At 38.5% G+C, this 21,661-nt stretch carries 19 protein-coding genes and 2 pseudogenes; 10 read left to right on the plus strand and 11 right to left on the minus strand.

From position 1 onward, the window contains the following. Positions 1-161: 161 nt before the first annotated feature. Positions 162-541: pseudogene (locus B3143_RS04635) on the minus strand (tautomerase family protein). 183 nt (positions 542-724) lie between these two features. Between B3143_RS04635 and B3143_RS04640 the strand changes: the two are divergent. Then, complete coding sequence (locus B3143_RS04640) at positions 725-1,015, plus strand: hypothetical protein (RefSeq protein WP_004785797.1); 291 nt, start codon at positions 725-727, stop codon at positions 1,013-1,015. A 202-nt stretch (positions 1,016-1,217) separates the two neighbouring features. On the opposite strand, the gene B3143_RS04645 is transcribed toward B3143_RS04640, so the two are convergent. The 4 genes from B3143_RS04645 to B3143_RS04660 all read right to left on the minus strand — a co-directional run bounded on the left by B3143_RS04645 (position 1,218) and on the right by B3143_RS04660 (position 5,198). Then, positions 1,218-1,661 (minus strand): BLUF domain-containing protein, encoded by a 444-nt coding sequence (locus B3143_RS04645; RefSeq protein ID WP_286739697.1) that lies wholly within the window; start codon positions 1,659-1,661, stop codon positions 1,218-1,220. Between the two features lie 215 nt (positions 1,662-1,876). Continuing rightward, positions 1,877-2,884, minus strand: a complete 1,008-nt coding sequence (locus B3143_RS04650) for an HlyD family secretion protein (RefSeq protein WP_004785789.1) — start codon at positions 2,882-2,884, stop codon at positions 1,877-1,879. Between the two features lie 34 nt (positions 2,885-2,918). Next, entirely contained in the window at positions 2,919-3,119 is a 201-nt protein-coding gene (locus B3143_RS04655; protein WP_004785788.1) for a DUF1656 domain-containing protein, read from the minus strand. Positions 3,120-3,122: 3 nt separating this feature from the next. Beyond that, complete coding sequence (locus B3143_RS04660) at positions 3,123-5,198, minus strand: FUSC family protein (RefSeq protein WP_004785786.1); 2,076 nt, start codon at positions 5,196-5,198, stop codon at positions 3,123-3,125. Positions 5,199-5,622: 424 nt separating this feature from the next. Between B3143_RS04660 and B3143_RS04665 the strand changes: the two genes are divergently transcribed. After that, the gene (locus tag B3143_RS04665; protein ID WP_004785785.1) at positions 5,623-6,417 is read left to right on the plus strand and encodes an IclR family transcriptional regulator; all 795 of its coding nucleotides are present in this window, start codon (positions 5,623-5,625) and stop codon (positions 6,415-6,417) included. Between the two features lie 362 nt (positions 6,418-6,779). On the opposite strand, the gene B3143_RS04670 is transcribed toward B3143_RS04665, so the two are convergent. Beyond that, positions 6,780-7,709 carry a LysR family transcriptional regulator gene (locus B3143_RS04670; RefSeq protein ID WP_004785782.1) on the minus strand — a complete coding sequence of 310 codons (930 nt, stop codon included), beginning with the start codon at positions 7,707-7,709 and terminating at the stop codon, positions 6,780-6,782. 134 nt (positions 7,710-7,843) lie between these two features. On the opposite strand from B3143_RS04670, the gene B3143_RS04675 reads away from it, so the two are divergent. From B3143_RS04675 to B3143_RS04685, 3 genes are all read left to right on the plus strand, one after another. Then, positions 7,844-8,272 carry a DMT family transporter gene (locus tag B3143_RS04675; RefSeq protein ID WP_004785781.1) on the plus strand — a complete coding sequence of 143 codons (429 nt, stop codon included), beginning with the start codon at positions 7,844-7,846 and terminating at the stop codon, positions 8,270-8,272. Positions 8,273-8,284: 12 nt separating this feature from the next. Continuing rightward, positions 8,285-8,749 (plus strand): DMT family transporter, encoded by a 465-nt coding sequence (locus B3143_RS04680; RefSeq protein ID WP_004785779.1) that lies wholly within the window; start codon positions 8,285-8,287, stop codon positions 8,747-8,749. 192 nt (positions 8,750-8,941) lie between these two features. After that, positions 8,942-9,640: a DUF1826 domain-containing protein gene (locus B3143_RS04685; RefSeq protein WP_034590187.1), complete on the plus strand. Its 699-nt coding sequence runs from the start codon at positions 8,942-8,944 to the stop codon at positions 9,638-9,640. Positions 9,641-9,705: 65 nt separating this feature from the next. On the opposite strand, the pseudogene B3143_RS04690 reads toward B3143_RS04685, so the two are convergent. The 5 genes and pseudogenes from B3143_RS04690 to B3143_RS04710 all read right to left on the minus strand — a co-directional run. After that, positions 9,706-10,107, minus strand: a pseudogene (locus B3143_RS04690) (flavin reductase family protein); the annotation flags it as partial. Between the two features lie 189 nt (positions 10,108-10,296). After that, positions 10,297-10,989, minus strand: coding sequence for a metallophosphoesterase (locus B3143_RS04695; RefSeq protein WP_004785773.1), 693 nt, complete (start codon positions 10,987-10,989; stop codon positions 10,297-10,299). Between the two features lie 443 nt (positions 10,990-11,432). Next, complete coding sequence (locus B3143_RS04700) at positions 11,433-12,755, minus strand: PQQ-dependent sugar dehydrogenase (RefSeq protein ID WP_286739698.1); 1,323 nt, start codon at positions 12,753-12,755, stop codon at positions 11,433-11,435. 174 nt (positions 12,756-12,929) lie between these two features. Then, positions 12,930-14,654 (minus strand): bifunctional protein-serine/threonine kinase/phosphatase, encoded by a 1,725-nt coding sequence (locus B3143_RS04705; protein ID WP_004785769.1) that lies wholly within the window; start codon positions 14,652-14,654, stop codon positions 12,930-12,932. A gap of 52 nt (positions 14,655-14,706) precedes the next feature. Beyond that, positions 14,707-15,516: a formate/nitrite transporter family protein gene (locus tag B3143_RS04710; RefSeq protein ID WP_004785766.1), complete on the minus strand. Its 810-nt coding sequence runs from the start codon at positions 15,514-15,516 to the stop codon at positions 14,707-14,709. A 280-nt stretch (positions 15,517-15,796) separates the two neighbouring features. Here B3143_RS04710 and cynS point away from each other — a divergent pair, with 280 nt between their 5' ends. The 5 genes from cynS (at position 15,797) to B3143_RS04735 (ending at position 21,317) form a co-directional block, all read left to right on the plus strand. Further along, complete coding sequence (cynS, locus tag B3143_RS04715; protein ID WP_004785763.1) at positions 15,797-16,246, plus strand: cyanase; 450 nt, start codon at positions 15,797-15,799, stop codon at positions 16,244-16,246. Positions 16,247-16,589: 343 nt separating this feature from the next. Further along, the gene (locus B3143_RS04720; RefSeq protein ID WP_004785762.1) at positions 16,590-18,746 is read left to right on the plus strand and encodes a TonB-dependent siderophore receptor; all 2,157 of its coding nucleotides are present in this window, start codon (positions 16,590-16,592) and stop codon (positions 18,744-18,746) included. 72 nt (positions 18,747-18,818) lie between these two features. Then, the gene (locus tag B3143_RS04725) at positions 18,819-19,430 is read left to right on the plus strand and encodes a DUF4198 domain-containing protein (RefSeq protein WP_004785759.1); all 612 of its coding nucleotides are present in this window, start codon (positions 18,819-18,821) and stop codon (positions 19,428-19,430) included. A gap of 45 nt (positions 19,431-19,475) precedes the next feature. Continuing rightward, a complete protein-coding gene (locus B3143_RS04730; RefSeq protein WP_004785757.1) occupies positions 19,476-19,754 on the plus strand; it encodes a hypothetical protein in 279 nt (92 codons plus the stop codon). 3 nt (positions 19,755-19,757) lie between these two features. Continuing rightward, the gene (locus B3143_RS04735; protein ID WP_286739701.1) at positions 19,758-21,317 is read left to right on the plus strand and encodes a PepSY-associated TM helix domain-containing protein; all 1,560 of its coding nucleotides are present in this window, start codon (positions 19,758-19,760) and stop codon (positions 21,315-21,317) included. Positions 21,318-21,661 lie beyond the last annotated feature (344 nt).

A 21,661-nucleotide genomic window follows, 5' to 3' on the forward strand; every position in this document is an offset into this window, starting at 1 on the left:
AGACTGATTTCGTATAATGTATATTATGTTAAATAAAATATTATGCATATAGCCTATTTCTGTATGCAGCACTCACCAATTAGTTAATATCTCTTTTTCATCCTATTCGTGTTGAACGTGGATATTAAGATTAGTCTTAAGGTTTTCTTTATATAAATTACTTAAATATTTGCCTCATAACCTAGATGAAGCTCATCCGCAATTTTCCCTCGAATACCCCCCAGTTTTCTTTAAAAGTTTCAAATATGGTTATTTCAATATCATTAGATTTAATCCCACATAAATGACTTATATTTTTAATAAAAGCCTAAATAAATACTCTTTTGGTCTCTTCGTTCTTCCTTCAAACATTGAAACCTCGATAATGATATAAAATCTAGATCGATCCTTTGGATAAATAAAATTTCAGACTCTAAAGGTATAAATCGTTGAAAAATATTTTCCTCGAGATAACTTAGCTCTTTGATTAAAGCTTGATGGATAGCTTTATTCAATATACTTCGATTGTTTCATTTAAAGCATAAATTTTTACTTGAGACATTGTTTTCTACGCTCTTATAGTTACAGTTTTAATTATAGTGTGGGCTTTAATCTGGCTGGCATTGTTGTTCAGCATCATTCATAAAAAGTTCAATTATTTATACAAAACAACTAAATGCTGCCCTGTCTAAATTGTTAAAATTCTGGTCCTCTATAAAAAACTTGAAGATTGATAAGGACTAAAGTGAACAGACAACATGATTTACCTGAACTAAGTAAATATAGTGAGCTAAGTAGCGATGAACAAGTAGCTATTCATCAAATGCTTATCTCTTACGTACGCTCAGATCACTTTTATAATATTATCTTGACTCACAATGTTGAACCTTATGACTTGGTTAAGCTTGTAAGTATTAGTTTTGAAAATAGAGACGCAGCTATTTGGGTTCATTTTGAAACAATAACTGCTGAAAGACTAACTATGCCTCTCGATTTTATTTCAAGAATAGAAATATGTAATCAGGAAATATTTTAAATACTGAGACTTGAAGTGCTGAAATTTATTTAAGTTGTCTCGGAATTTTACATCCATTAGAAATAGAGATGGTTAACCATCTCTATTTTTTAAACTGAAAATTTAATTATTTTATAAATTTCAAAAACTTAAAATTATAAATATAACATGTAATATAACAATTTCTTTAAAATAACATATCACATGTTACATCTTAATCTGACTAAGCCATCACCTGAGCTTTGTATAAATCATCTTCGTGCTGTCTGAGTAATTCTATAAAAGCAGGAATAGTGTCTGGTTCCAGGAGATAAGGATTAAATCCATCATGATGATTCTTGATAAAGAACTCAATGAAATCATTATGGACATTGGCATACTTCATGTGCCAACTGGAGAAAAGATATGAGTCGATTATTTCATAAGAGAGAATTTCACAGTTCTTATGGCGTGGATCTTTGACTATTCGATTGTAGAAAAGGTCTTTCATATCTTCTTCAGTACCTTCTAGACACTGGACAAAATAATTATTACCAAAATAGAGTGCGCCATAAATTTTGTGTAACTCATTAAATTCTAAGGCTTCTGTTAAAATATTATAAAGTTCAGAAGTAGAGTATCTCTCATCTTTGAACTTACTTACATATAAAAGCCTTACATCATTCATAATAAAAATTTCCTCCTGCTTAAAAAAGATCCATACGAAAATATAAAAATTTGAACGAATGGTCAATAAAAATGTAATGACAAGGTAATTTAATGGTCAAATTACATACTTCTTATTATTACTGTTTTTATATAGCTATTTGATCTTTTAAATCAGGATTCATGACAAGGTTCTCTTTTCGTAAAGAACCTTGTGTTATTGAATTACAGGTCAGTTTATTTTTCTTGCTTTTCTATATGTACTGTTGCTGTTCGCCCTGCAACGAAGGCAAGTTCATTCTTTGGTAACTCATCCAGAATAATCTTAACAGGGACACGTTGGGCTAAACGCACCCAGCTAAAAGTTGGATTCACATTCGCTAAAAGTCCTGAACCAGCAGTACGCTCACGATCTTCAATCCCCGAGGCAATACCTTGCACATGGCCCTTAAGTTTTTGCGAATCACCCATCAGCTGAATTGTAGCTGGCGCTCCCACGTAAATTTTATCCAGTTTGGTTTCTTCAAAATAACCCACTACATAGAGCTGCTTGCGATCTAGTAATGCGGCAACTGCTTGGCCAACTTTGACATAGTTCCCTTCTTTTAATTCAAAATTTGATAATGTCCCATTTGCCGGGGCAACAACTTCTGAACGATGTAAATTAAGTTGCGCGAGATTGAGGTTATTCTCGGCGACTTGTATTAATGCTTTTTGCTGTTCGATATTCGCTTTGGCCTGTTCGATTGCAGCTAAAGACTGCTCATGCTCGGCATGTGATTCATCTCGTGCAGCAAAAATTTGATCCTGTTCCTGTTTTGAAATAGCACCATCCATTAAGCTTGAATAACGACTTGCATTCTTGTCTGCCAGATGAATATTTGCTTGGGATTTCACGACATTGGCTTTAGCATTCACCAGTTCAGCCTCAGCTTGCGCTAGACCTGCTTTTGCTTTCGCAAGATCCGCACGAGCTTCTTGAACATCCAGTTCTTGACGTTCAACATCAATTTTAAATAAAGGCTGCCCTTTCTTGATGGTCTGATTATCCTGCACCAGGACTTCTGTGACCAGGCCTGAAATATCTGATGACACCTGAATTACATCACCACGTACACGCCCGTCCCTCGTCCATGGCTCAGAATTATAATAATTCCAGATATGTCGAATCACTAAAATGGCGAGAACAGCCACTACCGTCAAAAGTACAGGCCGCAAATATTTGCGTAAATTGACAGATGTCATATACGGTTTTCCTCAATCATTTTAATATCAGACCTCATAGTAATAAGCCTGCCCAATGGACGGCGCCCAGCAAAAGTACGTAAATACATAAGTAGAAAATATTTGGCATGATGATCCAGTCATTTGCGACTAGTCTGTCTAGCCACTTCATCAAGATTCTAAGCAGAACATAAGCAATCACAGCCTGAATCAATAAAATCGGCACATACACACCATAGATATTCAGCTCTCCCATGTATTAATCTCCTGCGCCTGCATATCTTGGCGGTGTCTTGATATGACATAAGCTGCTACGAATATTGTTGAGTGAAATATGCAGCCGTTCTACAACATCTGTATGTTCCTGCATGATGAGATCTGCTTCCAAAGCCTGTATTTTGTTAATTAACTGTGTGAAGGCAGCATCATAATTTTGTCCAATTTCTTTGGCACGAAAATATTCATCCAGCTGTATTTGAAGATCTTCGAGTTGCTGGGTCAAAGGCTGCTGTTCAGGTAACTTGAGTATGAGTTCTTGTAACCGTGCCAGATCCACGACGGCGCTGGATTCAATGAGTGCTTGATTGATTTTATTTTTTAGATCTTCAGATTCTACTGTTTTAGTATTTAATACCCCGATGCGGTCAATCATCGTACGTAAATGAATACGGAACCGTACCCCATAAGGAATATACAGTGCCTGACGAATGGCTCGGTTATGAATGGCCAAAATGCGCTGTACGGTTATATCTGGAGACATTGCACGGATCATATGGATAATAAATACAGCGATGATTGGCCCAATCACTGTACCAATCGCTGCATCAAAGAAAGAAATTTGATCCAGGGTATAACGGTTATGAAAATTCAGCCCCATGATCGTACCCATCAACAAAGGCAAACCAATTCCAACCAAGGGTGGATGCAAAAAAAGCATCAGGCAATATATGCAGAATGGTGCAAGTACAAGTGCTAACTGCCAGAACTGTATAATATTTGGAAAAATTCCATAGGCATATATGAAGATCACGAACGAAGCATATAAGCTACTACGAATAAACAGCTTTAATGCAGGCACCGGATTATCCAGCGCCGTTAATATACATGCACTAATTGCAGCCATTTCAGCCAGCATAAATCCAGCTTTCCAGCCGCTTAAGATCCAAAAGGCAGTAGCAATAAAAACAGTGAGGCATGCAGAAACCCCGCCCCGCACTGCTACGCCATGATCACGATGCAGAGTTGGATAGTTTGTAGTAAGTGGAACAATCATTTCAGGCAGTGCAGTATCCCCTTGTTGGATTCGCTGCCAGATCAACTTAATTGCATGGATATTCTGAATGAAATGGCGGATATCCATTTTCAAGCTTTTCAATATCACAATTTGATCATCTTTTGAATGTTCAAAAATTTTCAGGAAATCTTTTTCAAAATCAGTGGGAAGCTGATTCAGTTCAGACTCTTTTAATGTATGTTCATCAGTTAGATATTTATTAATTTTGGAATGTAAATCTGCTAATGGCTGGCGATATCCTGTATCAATGAAGTCTAACTGTTGCATGCGTTCTGACATTGCCACCAAATTACTCACCAGCATTGTGATCTGATTCAGCATTTCCTGCAGTGGTTTGGTCATTCCCTGTAGAGCCGACTTTTCATAGCTTAAATGCACAGCCATGACATGAATATCTGCAATATCTGCAGCTAATTGGCTTAAAGCTTTTGTATAGTTCTGGTCTTGACGTGGTTCTAATAGAATTTTATTAAAAATCTGCTGAGTATCCACTAAGGTTTTACTGACACGACTTTTCACTGCGGGGCCAATATGCATTGGAAATATCGTCGTTGTCACAATCGCACTGCAAACGACGCCAATTGTAATTTCCAGAAAGCGTCCTACTGCCATATCAAATAATGAAGCAGTATCAATAAAGTAAATTATATTGAAGCAGATAATGACAGTCGTATATCCAGCCAGCATCAGTATATAACTGCGCGGTGTACGATCAAGCAGAGAGAAATATAAGCAGAGGCCAACCCAGCAGGATAAAAACAGCGTAAACAACCACGGTGTATTGATTAGCCATGGAGTAACTGCAACTGCTACAATTGCGCCTAATAAAGTACCTAGTACACGATAGATACTTTTTGAAGCGGTCATACCCGTATAAGGATTGGCAATAACGAAAACTGTGCCAATAGCCCAAATCGGATAAGCAAGATCCAAAATCAATGCAACGTAGAGCGCCAAAATACCAGCCACAAACGTTTTAGTCGCAAAAATCCAGTCCATTTTATTTGGACGAAATGCGAGTAAAGATTTTATAAGCAGCATGGTTTCTCTCTAAGAGCTTATTTTATTTTCTAAAGTAAATAACCTGCCCACCAAGCCCAAAGAGCTCAGTGACAAAATTTTTACTTGTTGAAAGGCTATAAAATTAGAATATTCAGCTGATTAAACTGAAACTGTCTGATGAAAATATAAAAAGCAAAAGACAACACTTTGCTTAATTATTCATCATTGGATATTTATGTGATTAATTTTTTCAAATAAACGCTTTATTGTCAATAAAAATATCTCTATATGAGAATAAGTATGATTTTTTTATCATTGCATAGGGCGTTATGCTGAATATTTATCTCTTTTCTTCCTATATCCTCATGATTCGAGAATTTAAGATAAATAATTGCCTCTACTACCCTCTTTTAAGCTAAAGTGAGTCATCATCTTTTTCAATGGTCAGCATTTCAGGTTTTTTATGGCGCAAGCAAGTTTTGGAAAAATTCTTACGGTTCTCGATCTATTTTCATTATCACGTTCAGTGATTAATGTAGATATCATCAGTGAAGAATTAAACCTCTCCAAACCTACCAGTTATCGCTATTTAAAAGAATTGGTATCGGCTGAACTTTTACAGCGAATCAGTGGCACATCCGGTGACTACACCTTGGGTTCAAAAATTGCTGTTCTGGATTATATTTCAAGAAAAACTGATCCTTTGGTACAGATCAGCATTCCCTTTATGCAGGAAATCGTCGAACGGACTGAGTTCTCTTGTATATTGACTCATCTCAATTATGATTCTTGTATCGACTTACATGACGAAGTCTTTAAAAATGCACATCTGCTTTCATTCGGACGCGGTTGTCCACGTCCTGTCTATGTAGGCTCATCGTCAAAAGTCATCATGGCACATTTACCGAAGCAAGCTTTGCTTGATTATTATCAACGTTATGCAGATGCATTTGAAGAAGTGGGATTTGTGCAGAATGAAACCGCTTTTCTGGAACAAATGAGAAAGATTAAAAAACAGGGTTATTATTATTCTAGTGGTGAACTTGATCCTCAAGTTGCCGGTTTGTCTGTACCAGTTAAATTCTCTCTTAAAGAACCACCTTTAGCGCTTACTTTATTAGCTTCAAAAAATAGATTTGATTTCGTAAATCTGGACAAATTAGTACAAATTCTTCAGGAGAAAGCACAGATTATTGAAAATAAGTTCCTCCACCATCCTGCAAGCACAAGTGACATTTGTAATAATTTAACCAAATAAAATTTAAATTATGTTTGAAAAACTATTCATATTCTCATAATATGATTATTAGACTTTAAGTCATAGCATTCTTACTGAATTAAATGGCGAGAAGATTCCTCAGAGGTAAAAAAGCCTATTTCGAATGAGATAGGCTTTTTTATTTTAATTTTGGATTTATAGCAATAATGCAGATACATTTAAGGAAAGTTAAGAATTTTGCAATTGCAATGCGTAGATAAAATCTTAAGTTAGAAATTTGAAACCGTATAAATTCCCCCATTTTATGCTTTTAATCTTAGTTCTGCCTTAGAAACCTTCTTGATCAAAAAAGGAATAACTAAGAAGCCCATTAAGCTTCCTATAATTGAATCATAAAATCTTTATAGCTCAAGAATATTATCCCAGTACGGCGGATCTCCAATTTCTTTTAAAATAAAATCAAGCACAGTTCTAACCTTTTGCGAACGAATTCTGTTTTCAGGAGAAACCAGATGAATCCCTATAGAATAAGGTTCCACTGTACTGATCCAGTCAGGAAGGAGTTGAACCAGTTTATGTGTTTTGAAATAGTCTTCCGTAAAAATCCAGGTTGGAAATAATACAATCCCCCGTCCTTCCAATGCCGCATCTACCAAGACTTCTGCATTATTACTTCTTAAAGGCCCTTGTGGCTCAATTAAAAGCGGAGTGTCATGCTCTTGCTGACGGAAATACCATCGTTGGCTTCCGGAAACGCCCTTATACACCAGACACTGATGATTCTGAATCTCGTATGGGGAATGTGGAGTTCCATGTTTTTCAAGATATGCAGGACTTGCACACAGTACATATTTTTGATCACAGACCTTGCGTGCAATTAATGCTGAATCCTGTAATGAGCCAATCCGTATGGCAATGTCTACGCCTTCTTGTACAGGATCAATAAAAGTATCCGTCAAGATCAGCTCGACTGAAAGATCTGGAAAGCTATCATGCAGTTTATTCACTATGCGTGATATATGTAGTCTCCCTAGTGCCACCGCCGTATTGATACGAATCAACCCTCTGATCGCGTTTTTACCAGAAATTTCTTCATTGGCCAGATCTAGCGTATCAAGCACTTCCTTAATTTGCACAAAGTACTTTTCTCCTATGTCAGTCAGCCGGACAGAGCGTGTATTACGATAAAAAAGTTGCTGTCCAATTTCCTGTTCAAGTTTGGAAATAAAACGAGATACTGAGGAAGATGGAACCTGAAAATGCTTTGCGGTGGCTGAAAAACTACCTGTGGTTGCTACCATCACAAAATAGCGTAATGCATTGAGTTGCATACCTGATCTATCCCTGAATTTAATTTAATCATTTTATTATTGTCATAATAGCAATTATGTTTTGAAAAATTACGGAATTGTAGCTTTTAGATAAGAGAATATAATTCGGTGCTTTCTTCCTTTGGAAAGCATATATGAAACAGTTGTGGATTTTCCCATTAGTCGTTCTTGCAGGTATGGGGTTATCTGTTGAAGCGGGTTTACTGGGTCCACTCGGGGAAGAAATTGGCCATTTCTGGGCAACCTTGGGAATTTTCGCGATCGGCTCACTGCTCTTAACCTTCGGACTGATCTTTAGCCGTCCAAAACTTTCTCTCATGTTCAAGCAGCCACGGTGGCAACTGACTGGTGGCATATTAGGCCCTATATATGTAGTAGCTTTAACTATAGCAACACCTCATATTGGCGTTGGCCTCACCATGGTGGGCATCCTTTTTGGCCAGGTTGCGACCAGTCTTATTATTGATCACTGGGGTTTGTTAGGTAGTCATAAACGTGCTGTAGATAAATATCGTATTGGCGCGCTGGTGGCTATTTTAGCTGCATTATGGCTTATTCAATAAGGAAGCTTCTCCATGATTTATATAATGTTATTGGTCGTTATTTTTGGCGGAGCAGTTTTATGTGCTCAATCTTCAATTAATGGTCGTCTAGGTGCTAAAGTAGGCGTATTAGAAAGTTCTTGGCTGACATTTGTCCTAGGTGCGCTGATCAGTTTTCTAATCGCTTTCTTTCTTGAACCAAACCATGCATTGAATTTATTCACAGCCCCAAGATGGCAATTAACAGGCGCATTTTTTGGCGTAGCCTATATGCTCACGATTGTATTTGCCATGCCTAGACTCGGCGCTGCTGCCACCACTGTCGCCGTCATTAGTGGACAGTTATTAATGAGTCTGCTTATCGACCATTTCGGTTGGTTGAATAATCCGGTGATTCATTTAGATGGCTCCAGACTAGCAGCAATTGCTCTATTAGCCGTTGCACTATTTTTTATCTATAAAAGTAATATTGCAGCCAAAGCACAAGCTGAAAATTAAGATGCTGTGAAAGGAAAGAGATTTTAGGTTTTAAAATCTCTTTTTTTTATGGGTCATAACGTTATGAGGCAACACCTTAAAAATAGTCAAAATAAAAATGTCGATAAAAGCAGCTGATATCTTTTGCTTTATGCCATTGTGAGGAATCTAAGGGTAATATTGGGCATAGTTCAAAAGCCATTTCATTTAAGCATGCATAATCAATTTTCAGGCAATAAACAAATTCGTGTAGTTTCAAACTTTTCTGAACTTGTTAATTCGCATTTTAAGGGTGAGATAAATGCGATTTGCTGGTCTAGAAATTTAGTAGGTGATTTTGCCGAGATCGTGAATAAGCTTCATTTACAGGAAAATATAACTGAAGTTTCAATTGATGATCTGATGACACTCCAGCTGTCAGAAAGCGGTCATCTGGCAAGAAAGATTATCTTAGAAGATATACAGCGACTAACTGACTACGGCGCTTCCCCTTCACTCAATCTGCTCAAATGCTATGAACGGGATAATGAGCTTGATTTTATTACTACAGATGTCTATTCATTTCATGTCGATCGCTCACCGATTGAAACAGATACTTTCTTATGTACCTATCATGGCGCTGCAAGCGATATCTTGCCCAATGATCAGGTGGAACAAAAGATTCTGATTCCAGAAATCAGGGCAAAGCTGAAAGAATTATATGATGGCCCAGAAGCCGGATTTGAAAATTTTCTGGAAGAGTATTTCTTTAATCTGCATTATCAACCTAAGCCTGATGCCAAACCTGTCAATTTAGGTCAAGGCCATCTTTGGCGATTGGCAGTAGATCATCCCACCCAACAGGCTCTACCATGTGTACATCGGGCTCCAGTTGAAAATGAGGATGAATACCGATTGCTTTTGATTTGTTAAATTCGATACAAATCTTAAAAATGAGAAAATCCACATTATCTTATTGTCATTTTTTTCATTTATATTCAAGCAAATTCTAATTGTCCAACCGAATGGTAAGTACGATTAAAATACACCAGGCTCTGATTCTGTTCGCTCCGTTGAATAGCAACCACTCGACACATAAAGATACTATGTGTCCCCACTTGTTGGATATTCTCGATTTCACAGTCGAAATTCACTAATGCATCGTCTAATACAGGTGAACCTGTTTTTAGCGGTGTCCCAGAACCTAATTGAAATCTTCGTTCAGAACTGAATTTGCTGGATGCGAATGCATTGGAAATCTGTTCGTGCTGTAGACCTAAGACGTTCACTGACAAAATTTTGTTCTCAATAAAATGCACATGTGATCGAGATGACTGATTCATACAGACCAGCAATGTCTGTGGCGTATCGGTCACGCTACATACCGCAGATGCCGTAAAACAAAGATGAGATAAATTCACTATAGCCGAATTATTTGTATGAATACTTACTTAAAATTAAATAGGACAAAATACAGTTTCTCATTCAAACATTAATGTAGATCGACTTTTGTAAAAATGAGCTATCAAGTTAATTTTAAAGGCAGAAGTTATTGATATATTTTTACAGCTGGTTCCTAGCAATAGTACCTAGTTTGCATCTTTTATTTTAACAACACACAACTTCTGCGTATAAGAAGAACCGACATCGATATAGTAGCAATTATCAATTTGGATATGTTCTTTTACAATCGTATGACCCAGATAGATCTCATCGATATTTTTAACGGTTCCATAGCGATAAGAATGATTGCGAATTCTCCCTCTACCCCAAAGTGCATTGGTATATGCTGAAGTTAAGCGTGGAATTCTACTTTCACCTTTTGCAATTTTCTTTTTAAATACATTCCAGTCATTTAGCGCAATATCTGCGTGCAAAATGCCAATCTTTTTATGTTTTAGGTTTAGTTCAATGGCCAAAGGAAGTGCCGAAAAAATTTCACTGAGTTCATCCTGTTTTTCGGTTAATAAAAGATAGAACCACTCACCGCCATTCTGTGCATGCATATCTTGAATCCATGCATCGTCACGGCCCTTAATACACATTTCCTCATGATTACCGCGAACGCAATAAAACCAGGGTTGATTAACCAATGAAACACATTCTAGATTTTCATTACCACGATCGACCAGATCTCCGGTACAAATCAGTAGATCTTTCTCAAAATTAAAATGAACTTTCTCCAGTTCTTGCATGAGCAAGCTGTAACAACCATGCAGATCCCCGACCACATATATGGCAGAGAAATCAGATCCATCAATTACCTTCGTTAAAGTGTTCATAAATATCTTCTATAACCTGGAACCCTAGCTGCCAAACCTGAAGCAAAAGATGATTTTTAAATCATATCTTTTAATTTTAATGCTGTTTATAACTGGAAAGTAGTTATTTATACACTACTATTGACTGATTTTTATCTTCAAAAGCCTTTGTAAAATATAAGAATATTCACATAATGTTAACTTTTGTATAAATATATTATTTTTTGTAAGTTTTGGCTTACATAGATTGGAGTAAATACTCTATATCCTGATTCCTCAATTTTTGACATTATGTTTCACATAAAGAGTCAGCAAGGAAAGCTGATAATAATCGCATTACAACGATAATAAAGTCGAAAGACAGCGAACTTACTGGGATGATAAGTGATAAAAGTAGAGACTACAGCCGCTAAGCCTTATAGTTTTGGGAGAGACTATAAGGCTTTTATTTTATTTGCATCTATTTAATTTTTTATTGATTCGGATACTCGCCAAATTACGTTCCCTACATCATCAGCAACTAATATTGCGCCTTGGGCATCTGTAGCCACACCCACAGGTCGGCCAAATGCATCTCCATTTTTGCTTAAAAATCCGGTCAGAATATCTTGAGGCTGCCCAGAAGGCTGACCATTTTGAAATGGCACAAAAATAACTTTATAACCGCTATGAGGTTTCCTGTTCCAAGAACCATGCTGGCCAATAAGTGCTCCATCACGATATTGTGGCATTAAATTGGCTTTATAAAATGTTAGTCCCAAAGAGGCAGTATGATTCCCCAATGCATAATCTGGCTTAATTGCCTGTGCGACCAGTTCAGGCTTTTGTGGTTTTACTCGTGTATCTACATGCTGGCCATAATAACTATAAGGCCAGCCATAAAAAGCACCATCTTTAACCGAAGTCATATAATCAGGAACCAGATCATTACCCAGCTCATCGCGCTCATTCACTACAGTCCATAAGGCTCCACTCTGAGGCTGCCAGTCCATGCCATTGGGATTACGCAGGCCTGTAGCAAACGGCCGGGCTTGACCTGTAGAAAGGTCCAATTCCATGATCAGGGCGCGTCCTTCTTCCTGAGCTATGCCATTTTCAGCCACATTACTATTGGAGCCTACCGTAATGTAGAGCTTCGTGCCTGCAGGATTGGCAATAACATTTTTCGTCCAGTGATGATTTAAAGGGCCTGCAGGCAAGTCTAATACATTAGTTCCTTTTTCTTTGATCTGGGTCATACCTGGCTGATAAGAGAATCGCACTAAAGCATCTGTATTTGCGACATAAAGCATATTACCCACTAAGGTCATTCCAAACGGCGAGTTTAAATTTTGCAGAAATACCGTTTTCTGGTCAGCAATGCCGTCTTGATTACTGTCACGCAGCAGGCTAATACGGTTGGCGCTTGGATAGGATGATCCTGCTCTTCTCATCACCATTTTCATGATTTTACCTTTAATCCCTTTACTGTCTTCAGGCTTAGGTGGAGCATCAGTTTCAGCTACGAGTACATCTCCATTCGGCAATACATATAACCAGCGCGGGTGTTGAAGGCCTTGTGCGAATGCTTGCACTTTTAAACCTGGTGCTGGCGTCGGCATGACACCTTCAGGCCAACCTTTTGCAGGGGCAATGTTGACGACCGGAAACAGTCTTGATTTTGGTTCAGGTAAAGACGGCTGGGAGCCATAACTATCTGTTGCAGGTGTTTTGGATGAAACTGTACAGCCGGTAAATGCCAATATGATTACGGTACTTAAGGCTGATAGGAGAAATTGAACCGCCATGGTAGTTCCTTGCTTTTTGTTTTTGTCTCTCCCATTTTAAAAGGTGGTTGAAGTTGTAATGATATAGTTCTTGTAGTTTCTGGTTGTGGATTGATTGCCATAAATATACTAGTGACGCAAGCTGTCCAAAGCATAGAACACGGTCTAATTTTTTACTTATATTCACTCCAACCTTTAAACAAATGGCCATGCAATACTTAATAAAAGTAAAAGTCCTAATACAGCACAACTGATTTGCCAGAAACGTAAAGGATCACGTTCAATAATGGTAGAGGCTTTGGATTTTAATAATTCCTTGGATGGGTGTTCCAGATCATGAATCAATTCAGTCAATGCCTCATAACGATACATTGGCTCGATACTCAGAGCCTTTTTTAGAATCTGGTCTAACCAAAGTGGTAAATCTGGCCGATATTTTTGAATGGAATGATATTGAACTTTCTTCAGCTGCTTCAGCGTATTACAACGAGCCAAATCTGTACCATAAGGAAGCTGTTTAGTCAGTAAATAATAAGCCATTGCCGCCAAAGAAAATTGATCAGACTGCACGGATGGTGAATGTTCAATGAAATATTCAGGTGCCATAAATGCCAAGGTACCAAGTGGCCGATTCACATGTTTAGGATTAATTTCGACTAAACCTCGTACAGCAGTTGAACCATAATCAATCAGTTTGACTTTAAGTGTATTATCAACGTTTAAGACCATGATATTTTCAGGACGTACATCTTGATGCAACATTTCCAGTCGGTGCATTGCATTTAAGGCCAATGCTGTTTGCTGCAAAATAGGGAGAATATCTTCCATCTGCAAAGGCTTTTTCTGTTGATGCAGCCAGCGATCTAAGGTTTCTCCCTGCAAATATTCATAACTCTGGAATAAATATTTTTTCTCTGATTGATGCCTATAACATTGCAGCAGATTTTCGTGCTTAAGACGCTTTGAAACCCAGTCTTCAAGTTGAAACTGTTCAACAGCCTGTTCATCTTGTTGTAAATCTACTGCCAGAGTTTTAATCACTAGCGGTTGCCGATCATGATCGTGTGCCAAATACAGGCAACTGCGGTGATTTTGGTGCAGGATTTTGTCAATGACATAGCCTTCAAATGCTTCACCCTTGCTGAGTTGGGGTGGAAAGACATAATCCTGGTGCATATAAAACTGATCTGGTTCAGGCAACTGCTCAATACGGAGCACTTGAAGACTTAAATTATCATCACTGCCCTGTTTTAAAGCCTGTTCAACCAGGAATTTGGCAAGTTGATTTAAGTGATCTGCTGCTAAGGTGAAATCTAATAATTGTTGGTCTGTAACAAACTTATAAACCCCATCAGTCATGAGTAGAAAGACATCTTTTTCTTTTAGTTCAAGGCTTTGATAATCAATATCAATACGATAATCCACGCCTAAGGCACGACTGAGATAATGTTCTGTCGAAGACAGACAGACGCGATGATCATGGGTTAATAATTCAATTTCACCATCTCGGATTCGATAAATACGACTATCACCGACGTGAAAAATATGCGCCTGATGCTGCTTTAAAATAAGTGCGGATAAGGTACAGACATAGCCCCGATCTTTATCGAAACGTCCCTGACTTTGTTGAGTTTGTGCATATAACCATGAATTAGTGGCACGAATCACCCGTGCTGCTGAAGTCTGAGTGCTCCAGGCATCCGAAGTCGAATAATAATCAGAGAGAAAACTGCTAACAGCTGTTTCTGCGGCAATGTGACTGACATTGCTACTACCGATCCCGTCGGCAATCGCACAAGCTATACCTTTTTGCTTCAGTACATGACCTTCTGGTAAAAAGATGCCATAAAAATCCTGATTCTGATCTTTAATACCAGCCGTAGAATATTGTCCAATAGCGACTTTTAATGTTTTTTTCATATTGAAAACTCAAAAAAGGGATCATATTGATCCCTTTAAAAATGATTCATTATTAGAATTCTTTTTTCGCGCCAGTACGTACATGTGTGGTGTAAAGTGCCAGACCTGTTAAGGCTAAACCACCGACCAGATTACCTAAAGCAACCGGTAATTCATTCCACAGGAAATAATCTGCAATCGAGAAGTCACCACCCATCATCATGGCAAATGGGAACAGGAACATGTTTACCACTGAATGTTCAAAGCCCATGGCAAAGAACAGCATCACTGGCATCCACATTGCGATGAACTTGCCACTCACCGTAGTTGACATCATTGCGCCAATCACACCTAAAGACACCATCCAGTTACACAGCATGCCGCGAATAAAAATAGTCATCCAACCTGAGAAACCATAAGCCGCATAACCCAAGGTCCGGTCTTCACCGATATGAGAAATTTTTTCACCAACTGGATTCGGATCAGTTGCAAAGCCCATGGTATAAACCACAGCCATCAGGACTGCAACGACTAAACACCCAGTAAAGTTACCTAAAAATACCAGCCCCCAGTTTTTTAAAATGCGTGCCCAGGTAACGCCAGGACGTTTATCCAGCCATGCCAGCGGTGTCAATACAAATACCCCAGTCAGCAAGTCATAGCCCAATAAATACAACATGCAGAAGCCAACAGGAAACAGTAATGCGCCAATCAGTGGCACACCAGTTTGCACTGCAATCGTGATTGCAAATACGGCTGCCAAGGCCAAAATCGCACCTGCCATAAAGGCACGAATCAGAACATCACGGGTTGCCATATGAAGCTTGGATTCACCCGCATCTACTACTTTTTTTGCAAACTCCGCAGGAGCAAGATATGCCATGTTGTCGCCCTCTTTTTCAATATACGGACCTGTTTTTCGAAAAAAAGACGCCTAAGATCACTGAAGACCTTAGGCGCCGTTGCCTTGAATATTAGAACAGGTAATGGTGAATGGCGTCGTTGCCATGTATATCGAAACAGAAGCAAAAGCTGTGCCACAAAAAATTAATAATCGCTTAAATATTCATTTTCTATTTAGCATGAACTCTAGAATGCTGTTGGCATGATATCTGCATTATCCGTTCTGCATACATTCATTTGAGAATAATTTGGAGAGGATTATGATTACCCATCGTCAACAAGTAACTGACATGATCATTTCAGCGAAAGTTTTAAAGTCAATTAAGTGGTCAGATGTTGCCAAAGAGATTGGTCTTTCTAAAGAATGGGTAACCGCTGCATGTTTAGGTCAGATGGCGTTTAATAAAGAGCAAGCAGAAAAGATTGGTCAGATTTTTGGCTTAAGTGATGAAGCCGTTGCATGGCTACAGATCGTGCCATATAAAGGTTCCCTGCCAACCAGTGTACCGACCGATCCTTTAATTTATCGTTGGTATGAAGTGGTGAATGTATATGGTTCTACCATTAAAGAACTGATTCATGAAGAATTTGGTGACGGTATTATGAGCGCGATTGATTTTAGTATGGATATTCAACGCGAAGAAAATCCGAATGGCGACCGCGTCAATGTCGTATTGTCTGGCAAGTTCTTGCCTTATAAAACTTATTGATCAATACCATTTATAAAAAGCCATCAATGTGATGGCTTTTTTTATTTCATTTTTCTTTTTATATTTGAGCATTAATCGCATTCTATACATGAAAAATATTTAGCAAATATACTTTATAAATTTAAAATTAATATTAAATCAATAATTTAAATATTATTTTACTAAAATGAATCGTTTTTATTTTAAGCAAAATCTTAATCCCTTCTTTTAATCTGCTTTAACTGCAAAGTATTCCTCTATCAATCAGTAATTTTTAATTTAAATTTCCTATTGTATTTAGATTGATTTAAAAATATCTAATCAATAACATTAGCGATAATTATTATCATTTACATTCATTAAAATGTTTTATACCAATCATCCAACTTTCAAGCTATCTTTGCTCAGTTTTGCTATTTTGATGACCCAGCAAAGTTTTGCAGAAAATAGTCAGCAGCTTCCTACCATCACGATAGTCACTGATGCAGCACAAACAACAGAAAGCTCTGAACAGACTAAAAGCTATATTATTCAAAATTCTGCAACAGCTTCTAAACTAAATATTCCTCTTAAGGAAACGCCACAAACAGTGAATGTAGTGACGCGTCAACAATTAGATGACTTTGCACTGGATAATACCCGTGATGTACTCCGTAACTCACCGGGGATCACTGTAAGTAACCAGGAGACCGAACGAACTTCCTATCTATCACGTGGTTTTGAAATCTCAAACGTATTGGTAGACGGCGTTGGGATTCCGCTTGAAGGCTATAACTACAATAATGACAATCCAGACAGCTTTTTATTTGACCGTATTGAGATCGTTAAAGGTGCAAATGCCTTAAATAATGGTATTGGCGATCCGGGCGCTACCATTAATATGATTCGAAAACGCCCTACTCAGGAGCTTCAAGCCGCGTTTAATACCAGTTATGGTTCATGGAATACCCAACGTTATGAAGCAGATGTTTCCTCTCCCCTGACACAGGATGGAAAAATCAGAGGCCGAGTATTTGGCTATCAGCAGACAGGTGATAGTTATCTGGATCACTATGAACTCGAAAAAAATGGCATTGGTGCAGTTGTTGAGGCTGACCTGACTGATTCGACCTTAATAACTGCTGGTTATACCGAAACGAATCATAATCCAAATGGTGTCAATTGGGGTTCCAATCCTTTAATCAATACTGAAGGTGAACAGTTAAGCTATTCAAGAAATTATAATTACAGTCCGGACTGGGCCTACTGGGACAGTAATATTAAAAACTATTTTGCCGAGATCGAACAACAACTTGGTGCTGATTGGAAAGCTAAACTGAGTTATGAGGAAAAACGGACTGACCGGGATTCAAAACTTTTATTCCTGTCCGGTAAACCTGGTGCTGACGGTACTTCAGGTATTTTCTTATATCCAGGCATGTATATTGATGACAATAAAGAACAACAAGCCAGCCTGAGTTTTAGCGGCACCTATCCGCTTTGGGGACAACGCCATGAAGCCTCATTGGGCTATGTCTGGGCCAAAAATCGTCTGGATGAATTGGGTTATGCTGGCAGCTTTGTCAATCCGCTGACCACAGATTTAGCCAGCTTTACACCCGAAGAACCAAGCTGGGATATGTCGAAAACCAGGGGTGAAATGCATATCCGGCAGAAGAACCAGAGCCTTTATGCTGCGACTCGACTGCATCTGAATGATGATCTGAAACTGCTTTTAGGTGTGAACTACGTTCAGGCTGAAAGCAGTGGCAGTAGTTATGGAAAAGATACTGTTTATGATGAAGATAAAGTTTTACCCTATGCCGGTCTGACCTATAATTTTAGCCCTGAATATACAGGCTATCTGAGTTATACCTCGATTTTTCGTCCGCAAACCACCAAAGCAGATGATGGCAGCATTAACAAACCGATCGAAGGTGAAAGCTATGAAGTCGGAGTCAAAGGTTCTTGGCTAGATGACAAGCTTACCGCCAGCATGGCTGTGTTCAGAACCGAGCAAAGTAATTATCCGCTTCGTGATTCTGATGGTATCCCGACTTTACGCACAACTCAGGTCAGTGACCTGCGTTCCCAAGGCTACGAGTTTGGCTTGGCGGGACAACTGACCGACCATTTTAACTTAAGCTTTGGTTATACCCAGTTTAGCCTGAAAGATCTGATCAATGGCGGTGATGCGCGTACCTTCAATCCAACCCAATCTTTTAATCTTTTAACCACCTATCAGGTGCCACAACTTCCAAAACTGAAACTGGGCCTTGGTGTGCAATGGCAGGATAAAACTTATCTAGAAGTTCCTGAAGCTGCTACAGAGGGTGTTGTTACCCAACAAGCAGGCATTATCAAACAGGATGCATATGCGCTTGTGAATCTGATGGCCAGTTATGAACTCAATGATCACATTACTTTGCAGGCCAACGGGAATAATCTGACCAATGAAAAATACTTATTTAATTTCCCGAATCAGCAAGGCTTCTATGGTGCACCGGCAAATTACAGTGTGGCCGTAAAATTCAAATATTAATTTTTCGCTTGAGCTTTGAAAGAATATTCGGAGCTCATTTTCTTATATGTAAACAATCATCAGGTAGAATTCATGAAAAAAATCATTACTTTGACAATTGGACTGTCAATGGCCCTTTCTACTCAGGCCCATATGCTTTGGCTAGAACGTGCTTCAGATGCAAAAACACATGCATTCTTTGGTGAATATAGTGAACAGCTCAAAGAGACTCAAGAAGGTGCCTTAAAGGCATTCAGCCAAGCAAAAGCGATTCAGACTAAAAAACAATTTAGTCCCCAACTACACCAGGATCATCTGGTCTACTCTACAAAGGATCAAGCAGATGTAGAGCTCCATCATGAACTGATCTATGGGGAATCCTTACTCAGCTATCATGCCAAATCCGGCAGACAAAACTTGAAAGCAGAGTCCGAACTGGATATTGTCCCAACCCAGATCAACAGCAATACATTTACGGTACTGTATCAGGGTAAACCCGCTGCGGATGTCAAAGTGACTGTCTATTCCCCACAGCACTGGCTTAAAAACTATACGACCGACAAGCATGGCCAAATTAATATTGCTACGCCATGGAAGGGTCAATATGTACTAGAGGTGAGTCAAGAAGTAGACAAGACAGGAAAATTGAATCAGCAAGTGTATAAGAAACAGTACCTGGTCACTACTTTAAGCTTCGTGCATTAAGTTACCTCAATATTTATTTATACAGATTCATATAAAGGCCTTTCCATGATTCCTACCCTTCAGCCACTTGCTATCCTGTATCGATTAGGCATGAGCTTTGGTATTGGTTATTTATGTAGTTATCTGATTGCTCTCGATCTGGCCTATTTTTTACAGGCGAGTTTACCTAAAGCTGAATCGGTTTATCTGGCTGCCTTTATTGCCCTCATTTTTTATGTCTGTTTTGTGATTGGAATCTTCTGTATCCAAAGTCTTAAAACACTTTCAGTCTATAGCCTGATTCCTCTCATTGTTTTATTTGTCATTTCCCGCTTCATAGGTTAAACCATGCATAAATCTGTCCGTCAATCTATGGCATGGCTACATTCATGGCTAGGTTTAAGTTTTGGCTGGCTCCTCTTCGCGATCTTTTCAACAGGTGCGATCACTTATTATCGCCATGAAATTACAATGTGGATGCAGCCACAATTTGCCACGATGCAGGTTAACCAGGAAATTGCTTTAAAAACTGCTTATAGCTATTTACAGCAACATGCACCTGATGCACAGAACTGGTATATCGGGGTAGCGAATCAGGATTTACCGGTTAATAAAATTTATTGGCAAACTGCAGAGGGTGCTTATCAACTTAAAACCTTGGATGCTATGACAGGTAAGGAATTAACGCTTTCGGCTACACAGGGCGGAGATTTTTTCTATAACTTTCATTTTCAGCTATATGGCGTACCTTATACCATTGGCCGTCTGATTGTCACCATTGCTGCATTCATCATGTTGATGACCCTGATTTCCGGAATCATTACTCATAAAAAAATTCTGACCGACTTCTTTACTCTGAGAGCTTTTAAAGGACAACGTTCCTATCTGGATTTTCATAATGTCAGTTCCGTCATTGCGCTACCGTTCTTTTTAACTATGACTTTTACTGGACTGGCTATTTTCTTTTATATTGTTTTGCCTTCTGGCATGAAGCAGCTATATCCAGAAAATCCATTTCAATATTTTGAAGAAATCCGAACCAAAAATGTGCTTGCTCCCTCTGCTGTGCCCATTAAAACGGAGATGTTACCGATTCAACATTTTATCACTACGGCGCAGCAGCACTGGGGGAAATCAGAATTTGACAATATTACCGTGAAGCAGCCGAATACCCAGCTGGCAAAGATTACCTTAACCGAATTGAAAGATCATTCTATTACCCGCAATCAGGCACAACTCGTATTAAATGCGACGACGGGCAAATTGCTTGAAAACACTCGTAATGACAGTGCAATTGCTACCCTGAATGCCGGAGTATATGGTTTGCACATGGCACGTTTTGCTGAACCTGTTTTACGTTTAGCCCTATTTTTCTCAGGCATATTAGGCTGTGCCATGATCGCTTCCGGATTATTGCTCTGGAGCCTGAAACGGCAGATGCAGAAAAAATCGGATCGTTTTCACTTTGGATATTATCTGGTGAATCGTCTGAATATCACCATGATAATTGGTTTACCTATTGCCATGCTGGCTTATCTTTATGCAAACCGTTTAGTTCACATTCCTGTATGCACAACAAATTATGAAATCTATATCTTCTTTGGTATTTGGCTGAGTAGTTTTATCTTGGCCTGTTTAACGCCACAACAGCATTTATGGAAAACGCAGCTTAAAATTCTCATCTGTGCCGCTTTTATGCTTCCATTCATCGACCTATATTATTTATGGTCTCAGCATTATCTGGATTCTTTTGCAAACTATTGGCTGTTTTTGCGTATCGATCTGATGCTCTGGATATTGGCACTTCTCGCTTACTTCCTACATCAGAAAATTACACCTATCCAGCAAAAAGCTGTTCATAAAATTCAGGCCAAGCTTAAAACTGCACAGCAGGAGTCTTCTTCATGATATGGATGGCAATAGTAGGACTGATCTGGATGGCCTGTTTTGGTTTTTATGCAGTGAGTGAAAAACAGATTTTAAAAACCAGACAATCTCGATATTCTTTTCTTGTGAGTTATCCGGTCATCGTTAAATTGATCTCAGGCAGTCTTTTACTATTGGTATTGTCCCTTTTACGAACTCAATTCAGTAATAGTATTAGCTTTATGGCACTTTGGGTTTTTATAAGTCCAATCGTATTTATATTTATTCTGAAGATGAATAATTTAAAACAAAGAAAAATTTAAAAGTTTATAAAGACCTTAAGAATAAGATATAACTGAGTATATGAGGCGAGAAAATGATTTTTC

This window comes from Acinetobacter sp. UBA1496 (genome assembly GCF_002324975.1).
In the GTDB taxonomy this organism is placed as follows: Bacteria; Pseudomonadota; Gammaproteobacteria; order Pseudomonadales; family Moraxellaceae; genus Acinetobacter; species Acinetobacter variabilis.